7 protein-coding genes and 2 pseudogenes are annotated in these 12,765 nt (G+C 62.4%); 6 read left to right on the top strand and 3 right to left on the bottom strand.

Annotated elements, in window-relative coordinates:
- Nucleotides 1–6 precede the first annotated feature (6 nt).
- Entirely contained in the window at nucleotides 7–1,869 is a 1,863-nt protein-coding gene (gene recQ, locus AC5ZG5_RS34740) for a DNA helicase RecQ (protein ID WP_456645440.1), read from the top strand.
- A 53-nt stretch (nucleotides 1,870–1,922) separates the two neighbouring features.
- Nucleotides 1,923–2,864 (top strand): metallophosphoesterase, encoded by a 942-nt coding sequence (locus AC5ZG5_RS34745; protein ID WP_456645439.1) that lies wholly within the window; start codon nucleotides 1,923–1,925, stop codon nucleotides 2,862–2,864.
- A gap of 228 nt (nucleotides 2,865–3,092) precedes the next feature.
- Here AC5ZG5_RS34745 and AC5ZG5_RS34750 read toward each other — a convergent pair whose 3' ends face one another.
- Nucleotides 3,093–4,367 carry a S1C family serine protease gene (locus AC5ZG5_RS34750; protein ID WP_456645438.1) on the bottom strand — a complete coding sequence of 425 codons (1,275 nt, stop codon included), beginning with the start codon at nucleotides 4,365–4,367 and terminating at the stop codon, nucleotides 3,093–3,095.
- Between the two features lie 224 nt (nucleotides 4,368–4,591).
- Nucleotides 4,592–5,605 (bottom strand): 1-aminocyclopropane-1-carboxylate deaminase, encoded by a 1,014-nt coding sequence (locus tag AC5ZG5_RS34755; RefSeq protein ID WP_130226718.1) that lies wholly within the window; start codon nucleotides 5,603–5,605, stop codon nucleotides 4,592–4,594.
- Nucleotides 5,606–5,766: 161 nt separating this feature from the next.
- On the opposite strand from AC5ZG5_RS34755, the gene AC5ZG5_RS34760 reads away from it, so the two are divergent.
- The 4 genes and pseudogenes from AC5ZG5_RS34760 to AC5ZG5_RS34775 form a co-directional block, all read left to right on the top strand.
- Nucleotides 5,767–6,231: an Lrp/AsnC family transcriptional regulator gene (locus AC5ZG5_RS34760; RefSeq protein ID WP_208829249.1), complete on the top strand. Its 465-nt coding sequence runs from the start codon at nucleotides 5,767–5,769 to the stop codon at nucleotides 6,229–6,231.
- A gap of 116 nt (nucleotides 6,232–6,347) precedes the next feature.
- Nucleotides 6,348–6,909, top strand: a pseudogene (locus tag AC5ZG5_RS34765) (carboxymuconolactone decarboxylase family protein).
- Nucleotides 6,910–7,163: 254 nt separating this feature from the next.
- On the top strand, nucleotides 7,164–9,350 hold the full coding sequence (locus AC5ZG5_RS34770) for a PQQ-dependent dehydrogenase, methanol/ethanol family (protein WP_456645437.1): 2,187 nt from the start codon (nucleotides 7,164–7,166) through the stop codon (nucleotides 9,348–9,350).
- Nucleotides 9,347–9,523: pseudogene (locus AC5ZG5_RS34775) on the top strand (carboxymuconolactone decarboxylase family protein); the annotation flags it as partial. The gene AC5ZG5_RS34770 and the pseudogene AC5ZG5_RS34775, both read left to right, overlap by 4 nt.
- Nucleotides 9,524–9,537: 14 nt before the next feature.
- Here the strand turns inward: AC5ZG5_RS34775 and AC5ZG5_RS34780 are convergent.
- Nucleotides 9,538–12,702 (bottom strand): ABC transporter substrate-binding protein, encoded by a 3,165-nt coding sequence (locus AC5ZG5_RS34780; RefSeq protein ID WP_456645436.1) that lies wholly within the window; start codon nucleotides 12,700–12,702, stop codon nucleotides 9,538–9,540.
- Nucleotides 12,703–12,765: the final 63 nt, after the last annotated feature.

The raw sequence follows: 12,765 nt of genomic DNA on the forward strand, positions 1-12,765 counted from the left end.
ACCGACATGGATTCTGTCCTCAACCGTCCGTCCGGCGAGACCAGCGATGCGCTTGGCGTGCTCAATTCCGTGTTCGGCCTCACCGCGTTCCGGGGCGCGCAGGAAGAGATCATTCGGCATGTGACCGATGGCGGCAATTGCCTGGTGCTGATGCCGACCGGCGGCGGCAAATCGCTCTGCTACCAGTTGCCGTCGCTGCTGCGCGAGGGCTGCGGCATCGTGGTCTCGCCGCTGATCGCGCTGATGCGCGACCAGGTCGCGGGCCTCACCGAGGCCGGCGTCAACGCGGCGGTGCTGAACTCGACGCTGTCGCCGCAGGAAGCAGGCGAAGTCGAGCGCCGCCTGATCGCAGGCGATCTCGATCTGCTCTACGTCGCGCCGGAGCGGCTGGTGACGTCGCGCTGCCTCAGTCTGCTCGCGCAGGCGAAGATCGCGCTGTTTGCGATCGACGAGGCGCATTGCGTCTCGCAATGGGGCCATGATTTCCGGCCCGAATATATCGGCCTTTCCGTGATCGCCGAGCGCTTTCCCGACGTGCCGCGGATGGCGCTCACCGCGACCGCCGACGAACTGACCCGCGAGGAGATCGCCGAACGGCTGTCACTCACCGACGCGCCGCGCTTCGTGTCGAGTTTCGACCGACCGAACATCCGCTACGAGATCATCGACAAGGTGAATTCGATGGCGCAGTTGAAGGCGTTCATCACCGAGCGGCATGCGGGCGAGGCCGGCGTGGTCTATTGCCTGTCGCGCGCCAAGGTGGAAGACGTCGCAGCCTCGCTCAGCGCGGCCGGCATCCCGGCGCTGCCTTATCACGCCGGGCTGGAGCCCAGCGTGCGCGCACGCAACCAGGACCGCTTCATCAATGAGGACGGCATCGTCGTCGTCGCCACGGTTGCTTTCGGGATGGGCATCGACAAGCCGGACGTGCGCTTCGTCGCCCATCTCGATCTGCCGAAGAGCATCGAAGCCTATTACCAGGAGACCGGCCGCGCGGGGCGCGACGGCAAGGCGTCCAGCGCGTGGATGGCTTATGGCCTCTCCGATATCGTGCAGCAGCGCCGCATGATCGACGAGTCCACCGGCTCGGATGCCTATAAGCGCGTCTCGATCGGCAAGCTCGATTCGCTGGTGGCGCTGGCGGAAACCGTGGGCTGCCGCCGGCGGCGCCTGCTGGCCTATTTCGGCGAGACGCTGACAGAAGAGAATTGCGGCAATTGCGACAATTGCCTGTCCCCGCCGCGCGTCCGCGACGGCAAGATCCTGGCGCAGAAAATGCTGTCCTGCGTCTACCGCACCGGCCAGCGCTTCGGGGCCATGCACCTGATCGACGTGCTGGTCGGCCGCCTCACCGAGCGCGTAACCCAGTTTGGGCACGACAAGCTCTCGGTGTTCGGCGTCGGCCGCGAGCTCAACGAGAAGCAGTGGCGCGCGGTGCTGCGCCAGCTTGTCGCGATGGGGCATCTTTGGGCCGACGGCGAGGCTTTCGGCGCGCTGAAACTGACGGAGAGCGCGCGCGGCGTCCTCAAGGGCGAGACTGAAGTTCTCTTGCGCGAGCAGGCGGAAGGCGCGCGCAACCGCGCCATCCGTTCCAAGTCGCGGCGCGGCGAGCTAGCGCCGGTCGCGACCGGCCAGGGCAAGGCAGCGAACCCCGCGCTTCATGCCGCGCTGCGCGCCTGGCGTTCCGAGGTGGCGCGGCAGCGGGGCGTGCCGGCCTATGTCGTGCTGCACGATTCCACCATCGACGGCATCGCCGCCGTGCGCCCGACGACGCTCGACCGGCTTCGCGGCATCGCCGGGATCGGCGACAAGAAGCTCGAGCATTACGGCGACGAGTTGGTTGCGGTGGTGAAGAGGACTGAGGGATAAGTCCTCGATCTCGGCGTTAGGCGGCGACATCCCCGTTTGCTATGGTGGCAGCCATGCACGAATTGGGCCTTCAGGACTTGATCAAGCGGATCGGCGCCGAGCATGTCCGGCGGCGCCTGAACGACGAGACCGAGCATGAGGCTCAACTGTTCGGCCAGGGCACGCTGTTCTTCAACCTGGAGAACTCGCTGCTTGCGCCGGGCGTCATCGCGACGGCGCTGAAAGTCACCGGGCTGTACGGCCGCGCGCGGCAGAACGCGGACCTCGTGTGCATCAGGCGCAACGAACTTGCCTCGACCGTGCTGCCGAAGAGCTTTGACGGTTTCACTCTCCTGCATATCAGCGACCTGCACGCCGACATGAGCGCTGGCGCCATGCGGCGGCTGCCCGGCATGGTCGCCGATCTCGCCTACGACATTTGCGTGCTTACCGGTGACTATCGCGGTCAGACCTTTGGTCCCTTCGACAAGAGCCTTGACTATCTTGCGCCGGTGATCGCGGCTTTGAAGCCGCCGGTCTACGGCATCCTCGGCAATCACGACACGATCCGAATGACACCGGCATTGGAAGCGATGGGCATCCGGATGCTGTTCAACGAGTGCGAAGTGATCCGGCGCGGCAATGAGGCAATCTATCTCGCCGGCGTCGACGATGCGCATTTCTATCGCGCCGACGACATCGGCAAGGCCGCCGCTCCGATTCCAGCCGACGCCTTCTCAATCCTGCTTTCGCATACGCCGGAAGTGTACCGGGCGGCGGCAGCCGCAAGCTTTGACCTGATGCTGAGCGGGCACACCCATGGCGGCCAGCTCTGCCTGCCCGGCGGCATCGCGATCAAGCTCGAAGCCTGGCTGCCGCGCAAGTTCGGCGCCGGCGCCTGGCGCTACGGCAAGATGGCCGGCTACACCTCGGTGGGCGCCGGCACTAGCCTGCTGCCGGTTCGCCTCAACTGCCCGGCGGAGATCACGCTGCACACGTTGCGAGGGGCGGAGTGACGCGCAGGCGCGCGTCAGAGCGAGAGCCGATCAGATTGAAGCGGTTACGGATTGGCTTCACCTCTCCCGCTTGCGGGGGAGGTCGGCGCGCAAGCGCCGGGTGGGGCTCTCTCCACTCGGGGAGTCCCAATGCGGAGGCACCCCCACCCCAGCCCTCCCCCGCAAGCGGGAGAGGGAGCGCAGCTTCACCGCGGCTACAGTTCAACCTGATTCGAATCATGCGTTGGACTAATTGCCCGGCTTCTTCGCGCTGGCGTTTTGCTCATTCGCCGTGCAGGAGATCAGAAGCGTGAAGCCGCGGGCACTTTTGGCGATCTCGGCCGTCTCCTTCTTCATCTCGCGCCGCTCGGTCACCCGGTACATCACGACGCTGTTGTCGAGAAAATCCCTGAGCGCGCCGGTCTTGATGGCGAAGTTGATATTCTCGGGGATGTTGCCGGTTGCCCGCGCGACCTTGAGCGCGTTCAGCTTGGCTGCGACCACGCCGACCAAAGCGCCGGTGAAGTCGAGCAGCGGCCCGCCGCTATTGCCCGGCTGCACCGCCGCGCTGATCTGCAAATGGCGGGTGTCGTTGAAAACGCCGCTCAGCGAACTGACGATGCCCGTGGTCACGGTGAAATCGGACGTCAAGAGCCCGTGAAAGGGATAGCCGATCGCGATCACGCCGTCCCCGGTTTGCACGGAATTTTCCCTGATCACCGCGGCCTCCTTGAACGGGGTCGGCGCCTGCAGCAGTGCGAGGTCGTTGGTCTCGTCGCCGGAAACCAGCCGCAGCTTGACGGGTGCCTCGCCGCTGAGATTGCCCGTGATCTCGCCGCAGCCATCGATGACATGGTGATTGGTGACCACGTGACCATTGCTGGAGATCACGATGCCGGTGCCGGTCTGGCCCCTGGCCTGCTTCGGTGCGGCAGCATTGGGTGCGGCGGCACTCGGCGCGGCCGGCGTTGATGGGGCCGGCTTCGGCGGTGCGACCGCGAACTCACCGGCATTGGCGAGTCCGTTCTTCCTGACGCTTTCGACGCAAGTGACCAGCGCGGGCAATAGCTGCGCGGTCTGGTTCAGGTTGAACTGGAAGAGCTGGCCCTCGGCGAACGCGCTCATCGTCCGCGCCTTGCGGAATTGATTGATGAGCGCCGAATTGAGCGGCATGTCGACCGCTACGAGCTGTGTCCCAAGCGGCCGCCCATACACGTTGAAGGGCTGCTGGCCGTCAAAGGTCAGCGTCATCGGAAAGGATTCGCCGGCCGTCAACCGCCAGCCCTGATGGGAAAATCCCAGGCGCCAATTGCCGCGGGCGTCGATCAGGACCAGAAAATAAATGCCGCTCTGGTAGGAGGCACCGGCGGCGCAATGCGTGAAGTTGCCGCTGTTGTCGTCGGTATAGGCGCCGCCCTGCCAGTTGCCTATCGTGATCGAGCCATACGGCCCGCGCGCATGCAACGACGTCACGGACAAAACAACGCACGCGGCCGCGACAACCGCGCTGATCGCAAACCTCATACTTCACTCCCCAGCCAGCGCCCCATCATAGGAAGCTTCGCAAGTCATCCGCAAGTTGCGCGCGCAATGTTCCTATTTTGTTCTTTGAATCAAAATCCGTCAACCACAAAGTGTTTCCCGTAGCCCGGATGGAGCGAAGCGCAATCCGGGGCCTCATGCCGCGGGCGCGCCAATCCCGGATTGCACTGCGCTCCATTCGGGCTACGGCAGTGGGGTGGATGCCGTCACCCATTTCGGAACGTGTAAGCATACCCATTGATCGCCGGCGCGCCGCCGAGATGGGCGTAGAGCACACGTGAGCCGGCCGGGAAGAAGCCTTTCTGCACGAGGTCGATCATGCCTTGCATGGATTTGCCCTCATAGACGGGGTCGGTGATCATGCCTTCCAGCCGTGCACACAGCCGGATCGCTTCCTTGGTCGCGTCCGACGGCACGCCGTAGGCGGGATAGGCGTAATCCTCGAGCAGCACCACATCGTCCTCGACGATCTCGCGGCCGAGCTCGACGAGAGCGGCGGTATTGCGTGCGATCGAGAGCACCTGCGACTTCGTCTGCGCCGGCGTGAAGGAGGCATCGATGCCGATCACGTTTCGCGCGCGGCCGTCGGCGGCGAAGCCGACCAGCATGCCGGCATGGGTCGAGCCGGTCACGGTGCAGACCACGATGTAGTCGAAGCTGAAGCCCAGCTGCTTCTCCTGCGCCCGCACCTCCTCGGCGAAGCCGACATAGCCGAGCCCGCCATATTTGTGCACGGAGGCGCCAGCCGGAATCGCATAGGGCTTGCCGCCCGCGGCCTTCACCTCCTCGATCGCCTGCTCCCAGCTCTTGCGGATGCCGATATCAAAGCCGTCATCGACCAGCCGCACGTCGGCGCCCATCACGCGGCTGAGCAGGATGTTGCCGACACGGTCATAGACCGCGTCCTCATGCGGCACCCAGCTTTCCTGCACCAGGCGGCACTTCATGCCGAGCTTGGCGGCGACGGCCGCGACCATGCGGGTGTGGTTCGACTGCACGCCGCCGATCGAAACCAGCGTGTCAGCGTTGGACGCGATCGCATCAGGAATGATGTATTCCAGCTTGCGCAATTTATTGCCGCCGAAGGCGAGCCCCGAATTGCAGTCCTCGCGCTTGGCAAAGATCTCGACCTTGCCACCGAGATGCTTCGACAGCCGCTCCAGTTTCTCGATATGCGTCGGCCCGAAGGTGAGCGGATAGCGCGCGAATTTTTCCAGCATCGTGGTCCCCCTTGATGGCGTGGTGTCGATGCGGATTCCTAGCACCGGCTGCGCGAAAGGTGCTCTCTATTTCGAGTGACTGCTTTATGCTCTGCTACGCCAAATGTGCGTTCATGCCGCCATTTCTCTCACAGACCGGTCGAATAATGAAGGAATCTTCCATGACTGCCAAGCTCGATCGCATCGACCTCAAGATCCTGCGATTGCTGCAGAAGAATGGCCGACTGAGCAACGCCGAACTGGCTGAGAAGGCCGGCGTCAGCCCCGCCACCTGTCACCGCCGCACCCAGCGCCTGTTCGAGGAAGGCTTCGTGAGGGAAGTCCGCGCGATCGTCGCCCCACGCAAGGTGGACAAGGGCGCGCTCGTCATGGTCGGCGTCGTACTCGATCGCTCCACGCCCGAAAGCTTTGCGTCCTTCGAGCAGGCGATCGCGAAGCTCAAATTCGTCCTCGACTGTCACCTCGTCGCCGGCGACTTCGACTACTTCCTGAAAATCCGCGTCGGCGATATGGAAGATTTCAACCGCATCCACGGCGAGCAATTGATCGCGCTGCCTGGCGTCCGGCAGACGCGAACCTTCTTCGTGATGAAGGAGGTGGTGGACAATGCACCGCTGGAGTTTTGAACCGGATCGGCCGCATCTTGCCGATCGCATGTCACGGCAACTTCACTTGCTTCGTGCCGCCATGCACGCGACGCTCAACTCTTCTTTGGGCTTTCATCAGAGAGAGGAGCTTTGCCGTGCGCCTTCCGATCCTCGATCCGACCGAACTGACCGACGAGCAGAAGCCGCTCTACGATGACATGCGCAAGGGCATCGAACGCCATTTTCAAGGGCTTCGTGAACATGCGCGCCGACGGCGCGCTGCTCGGCCCCTGGAATCCCTGGCTGCGCGAGCCGAGGTTCGGCAAGCCGGTCTGGGATCTGGTGAAGGCCGTCGCCTCGAACCCGCTGCTGCCGGCACCGGTGCGCGAGGTCGCGATCCTCGTCACCGGGTCGCATTTTCGCTCGGGCTATGAGCTCTATGCTCACGTGCTGGTCGCCGAGGCGCGCGGCCTCTCCGACGAAAAGCTCGCCACCATCGTCGCCGGCCAGCGCCCGGTCGACCTGACTCGGCAGGAAGCGGTCGCCTTTGACATGGCCTCGGCGCTCGTGAACGGCGGCGTGCTGCCGGAACTGACCTATCGCGCGGCGGTGCAGGAGTTCGGCGAGCACGGCGCAGCCGAGCTGTCCTATCTCGTCGGCATCTACTGCATGGTCTCTGTCACGCTGAACACGTTCGACGTGCCGGTGCCGGATTGACAAGAGCCGAGTTCGTCTCTCTGCGTAGCCCGGGTGGAGCGAACGCGAAACCCGGGACATCCGTATCAACACGACGAGCAGCCCCGGGTTACGCTAACGCTCCACCCGGGCAACGGCATCGGCAGTCCCCGCCATGTGACGGCCGCACGCCTACAACTGCAACCGTTTTTCGGGAGACTGAAATAGTGCCGTAGCGGGAAGACAGTTTGAATACGCCATATCAACCAGCGCAAGGCGTAGGCCGGGGACGACACATGGCGCTATCAAACTTGAAGGGTGAATGGCCAGGGACGACACCTGGATATCGGTTCAAGATCCAGAGTTCCTCCAATAACATAAAAGTTGTTCTTGCGGTTCTCCTTGGTCTTTCTCTCCCTTTCAATGCATCGGCGCAGAGCATCACCGACGCGACGCTCGACCGCATCAAGGCGAGTACCTCGGCGGTCGACAGCAACTTCATCAAGGCAAACGCCACAACATCCAAGGATTGGCCAACCATCGGCCTCGACTACGCCGAAACGCGGTTCAGCAAGCTCAATCAGATCAACACCGACAACGTGAAGGATCTTGGGCTGGTCTGGAGCTACAATCTTGAATCATCACGCGGTGTCGAGGCGACACCCGTCGTCGTCGACGGCATCATGTATCAGTCGGCGCCTTGGAGCGTGGTCCATGCGATTGACGCGCGGACCGGAAAAAAACTCTGGTCGTTCGATCCAGGTGTCGACCGGTCAAAGGGCTACAAGGGCTGCTGCGACGTGGTCAACCGTGGCGTCGCCATTTACAAGGGCAAGGTATTCGTGGGGGCCTATGACGGCCGCCTGATCGCGCTCGATGCCGCGACCGGCGCGAAGGTCTGGGAAAAAGATACGCTGATCGACCACGCGCATTCCTATACGATCACCGGCGCGCCTCGCGCGTTCAACGGCAAGGTCGTGATCGGCCAGAGCGGCGCCGAGTACGGTGCGCGCGGGTATGTCACGGCCTACGACACCGAGACAGGTAATCAACTCTGGCGCTGGTTCACTGTGCCCGGGGATCCATCGAAGCCGTTTGAAGACGCTTCGATGGAAGCCGCGGCCAAGACCTGGGACCCGGCAGGCAAATACTGGATCAACGGTGGCGGCGGGACTCCGTGGGACGCGATCACGTTCGATCCCGACTTGAACATGGTCTATATCGGTACTGGAAATGGTTCTCCCTGGAATCGCAAATTCCGCAGTCCGTCGGGCGGCGATAATCTCTACCTCGCCTCGCTCGTCGCGCTCAACGCCGACACCGGCCAATATATCTGGCACTACCAGGAGACGCCCGGCGATAATTGGGACTACACGTCAACCCAGCCGATGATCCTCGCCGACATCATGATCGACCGTGTACTGCGTAAGGTGATCTTGCACGCGCCGAAGAATGGCTTCTTCTTCGTTATCGATCGTACCAACGGCAAGTTTATCTCGGCGAAGAACTTCGTCGATGTGAATTGGGCGACGGGATACGACGCCAACGGGCGGCCGATCGAGTTGCCGCCTGCGCGCGGCGACGGTCCATACGACTCCATTCCCGGGCCAGACGGAGCTCACAATTGGCATCCAATGTCGTTCAATCCCCAGACCGGCCTCGTCTACATTCCGGTGCAGCACATACCGGTTAGTGTGACGCCGGAAAAGTCGTTTACGCAGAATGCGGCTACGCCGGGCAAGGTTGGCTCCATACTGGGCGGGAATATCGGCTTCGTTTTCAACAGCACGCCTCCGAAATCGTCCGCATTCGGACGTCTGCTCGCTTGGGATCCGGCGCATCAAAGGGAAGTCTGGCGGGTCGAGCACGTGTCGCCGTGGAACGGCGGTACTCTGACCACCGCAGGCAACTTGGTTTTCCAGGGGACGGCGGATGGCCGCTTTGTCGCCTATGACGCAGCAAAGGGAACCAAGCTGTGGGAAACCCCGACCGGCAACGGCGTGGTCGCGGCTCCCGCAACTTACATGATCGATGACATACAGTATGTCTCGATTGCGGTCGGCTGGGGCGGCGCTTTCGGCATTTCTCAGCGAGTGACCGAGTTCCAGAACCCGGGAACGGTCTATACGTTTGCGCTGGGCGGCAAGGCGAAGCTACCGGAGTTCGTGAAGTACCAGACCGAAGGTCTCCTGCAGGGCGTGAAGTACGATCCGAAGGATGTGAGGGAAGGCGGTGCCATCTATGTCGCGGCGGCCTGTGCAGCCTGCCACGGCGTGCCTGGTGTCGGCCCCGGAGGCAACATTAGAAATCTCGGCTACGTTCCGGCCGAAGAGATCGCCAATCTGAAGGACATCGTCTTCCACGGTCCGTTCCGCGACAAGGGCATGCCTGATTTCACCGGCAAGCTGACGGAAGCGGACGTTGTGAAAATCCAGGCCTTCATCCAGGGCACTGCCGACGCCATCAGGCCCAAGCGCAAGTAGCTGGCCGTAAACCAGTTGAGCCTTTGAACCGTGGCGTGCTGCCAGAATTGACCTATCGCACAGCGGTGCAGGAGTTCGGCGCGCACGGCGCGGCCGAGCCGTCCTATCTCGTCGGCATCTACGCCATGGTCTGCGTCACGCCGAACACGTTCGACGCGCCGGTGCCCTATTAGGCCGCGCGCCTGGACTAAGCCGATGCCTTTGCCGAGCACATCGCGAGCAGCGACTTTGCAACTGGATCATCGGGGAAGGCAGTCAAAATACCCTGGTAGCAGCGGGCGGCTTGATCGAATTCACCTCGCTCGAAATGTAACGAGGCGTCCCACGTCAAATCGCACAGTCTGGCGGCATTGACCGACGCCTTCAGCTCCGGATCGTCGCTGGCCTTGATGCCCAGAAGCTCATAGATCATGAACTCCCGCTTGCGACCCTTGACCTGAACCTTTCTGATAGGCCTTGCCACGATTTCCGGCCCGACAGCCTCGACCACGCTGTCGCTGATGCAGATCGTGGTTCCGAAATTCTTGTTGATGCCCTCCAGTCGCGCCGCGACGTTCACCCCGTCTCCCATCACCGTGTAGCTGAGCCGCTCGCTTGAACCGACATTGCCGACAAGCACCTCGGCGCAATGCAGCCCGATCCGAAGATACAGTGACGGTCGCCCCTGCTTGCTCCAGTCCGCATTGAGCTGTTCCATTCGCCTCGTCGCCCGCATCGCGCCACAGCAGCCACGCAACACATCATCGGCGCGATGGACCGGAGCGCCCCAGAACGCCATGATGCCGTCACCGATGAACTTGTCGACCGTACCGGACTCCTCCGCTATCGCGTGCGAGACGACTTCGAAATAGTGCGAAAGTTGCGCGAGGAGATCATTCGGCGCCATTTGCTCCGACAGGGTGGAAAAGTCCTTCAGGTCGGTGAACAGCACCGTCATGAAGCGCTGTTCGACACCGAGCGTCAGCGGGGTCCCCGTCTTGATCAGATTCCTGACTATGCCCAGCGGTACGAACGAAGAGAAGGAGCGCAGCGACGTCTCGAACAGCTTGACGGCGGTTTGGAGTTCCTTGATCTCCTTGATCTTTGATGGCGTCGCGACCCCGTGTGAGAACGTCAGGTCCTCGACTGACCGCAAGTCCTGCGACACGCATTCGATCGGCCGTGACAATCTGCGGGAGAAGAAATGGATCAGCAGCAACTCGATGCCGGTGAGAGCGGCGATCAGGGCGACCATCTGCCTGTTCGTTCGCTTGAGGGTCCCGATAAAATCATCGGTCGGCGTCAGGGTGATAACCTCCCACGGTTTGCCGAAACTTCCTGGAAAGCGGGCAAATGAGGCGCTGATCTCTTCGCCGCCCTGCGGCGACCGGAACAGGAAATCGTCGCGATTGGTATCGCTCTGTAGCCGATGAGCCTCGCGCACATTGGGGTCGTCAATCGTATCCAGCCTGGCCATTTCCAGACGGTCGTTCTCCAGTCTCACGCCTTTCTTCGGGTCAGGATAAGAGATGATCGTGCCATCGGTCGGATTGGCGATCACGGTGGTGCTGCGCGGGCTGGCGCGATGGCTGGTGAGAAACTGCGACAGCACGTTGAGCGTGATATTCGCGGAGGCACAGCCAACGAACGCGCCGTCCTTGATGATCGGGACTCTCACAATGATGACTGGAAAGCCGGTGTCCGGATTTGGCCGAGGCCCCTCGATGATCAGTGCGCGGGCATCTTTCGCCGCCTGGTAACCCGCAAGGGTCCTGATGTCCTCGATTGTCCCAACGTCATAACTCCCTACGACGTGGGGCCACGTATCGTAGAACGTGCGGTGCCGGACCCGTCGCGGCGAGCCGGAGAAGCTGTCGATATAGCCGGAATGCCAGTTCGCTGTCGCCGGAATCTTTGGATCGGAGCGCCGGCGGTCATCGTCGATCCGGGTCACAACCCGATGATAGCCGTCCTCCAAGCTGACATAGACCGCATCGATCTGCGGCGCAGATGTAAGGGCTTCGTGGAGCAACTCGCGGCTCTCCTCCTTTTTGAATATCTCGGGATCTTCCGCGGCGAAGGAGGCGAGCAATTCCAGCGTGGCCTCGACCGGATTGACCAGGCCTCGGGCGTCATCGATGCTGGCCCGCTTGGTCTTGGCCACGACGTCGTTCAGCGTCGCATTGATCGTGGCCGAGTTTTGCCAGTAGTTGTAGGCCAGGATGAATATCAGCGCGGGAATGCTGAGGAGGACGAACAATCCCGACATCGCCGCGCTCAGTCGCAGCGCACCGATTGCGGGCGCAATCCGGCGATAAAGAATCCGGCTCAGCAGGATGCCAGCAACGACCGCAAGGAAGGCCCACGGTCTCGGATCCCGCATCTGCGATCGCCATGATTGATCGTCAGACCCATAGATCAGGCCTTCCGGGAGCTTCGCTTCATCCAACATGCCGAGGTCGACATAAGCGCGCGCGATGGCGTTCCAGCGCGCGACACTCTGCTGACCGATCGGCGTGAGATGCGGCTCGATCAGCAGCTCGGTCCGCGCGGCCTCGAACAGCAGCGCCTTCTGAGTTTTTTGCGCGGCGTACTTGCCTCGTATCAGATCGGCGATCTCCTCCTTGTGGGCGAGCGCATAGGCCCACCCCCTCAAGCTCGCCTCGCGAAACGCTGCTACGCGCTCCGGATGCGCTGCGATCTGGCGCTTTGAAGTGCAGAGGTTGTCGCCGTAAAAGTCGAACCCGTAGGCGCGCGGCGAGAAGGCCAGATATGGCGTGCCGTACTCTTCAAACAAATACGGCTCGTTGGTGCTGTAGGCGACCATCGCATCGGCCTTGCCGCTGAGCAGATCACGCGGATTCCCGGAATGGGCGATGCGGGGCAGGTCCGCGTAGCCGACCCCCTCGTGCTTCAGCATCGCGGCGATGTCATCGCTGCTGGGGGCATCCATCAAAGCGTGGCCCTTCAACTCGGAGACCGCATGGATGCCGGCGCGGTGCAGCACCAGGATGATGGCCGCGGAGTGCTGAAAGATCACACCGAGGACGACGTTGTTGGCGCGTTCGGCGCTGTTGACGAACACGCTGGTCGTGCACACGCCGAAATCAGCAGCGCCTTTGGCCACTTCGAGGCCCGCATCGATGCCAGGGCCGCCCTCGCGAACTGAGACATCGAGGCCGTTGTCGCGATAAAATCCCTTCTCGACCGCAGCGTAATACCCGGCGAACTGGAACTGATGTTTCCACTTCAATTGCAGCGACACCTGTTCGAGCGCGTGGGCCGGCGTGACCCGACCGAAGACAAGTTCGACCACGAGGCACAGCGCGAACAGCACGTCGCGCCCATGACGCAACATTTGCGCTGCGGACATGTCGAGCCCTGCGCTCATATGTCAGCCTCGCAGGCAATGCCTGCCCTTCAGTCGCGAATTTGC

Source organism: Bradyrhizobium sp. Ses1, assembly GCF_059512365.1.

What these genes read in the sequence shown, in the direction of transcription:
- recQ (WP_456645440.1), top strand. Translation starts at nt 7, where the DNA reads ATGGATTCTGTCCTCAACCGTCCGTCCGGCGAGACCAGCGATGCGCTT.
- AC5ZG5_RS34745 (WP_456645439.1), top strand. Translation starts at nt 1,923, where the DNA reads ATGCACGAATTGGGCCTTCAGGACTTGATCAAGCGGATCGGCGCCGAG.
- AC5ZG5_RS34750 (WP_456645438.1), bottom strand. Translation starts at nt 4,367, where the DNA reads ATGAGGTTTGCGATCAGCGCGGTTGTCGCGGCCGCGTGCGTTGTTTTG.
- AC5ZG5_RS34755 (WP_130226718.1), bottom strand. Translation starts at nt 5,605, where the DNA reads ATGCTGGAAAAATTCGCGCGCTATCCGCTCACCTTCGGGCCGACGCAT.
- AC5ZG5_RS34760 (WP_208829249.1), top strand. Translation starts at nt 5,767, where the DNA reads ATGACTGCCAAGCTCGATCGCATCGACCTCAAGATCCTGCGATTGCTG.
- AC5ZG5_RS34770 (WP_456645437.1), top strand. Translation starts at nt 7,164, where the DNA reads ATGGCGCTATCAAACTTGAAGGGTGAATGGCCAGGGACGACACCTGGA.
- AC5ZG5_RS34780 (WP_456645436.1), bottom strand. Translation starts at nt 12,702, where the DNA reads ATGTCCGCAGCGCAAATGTTGCGTCATGGGCGCGACGTGCTGTTCGCG.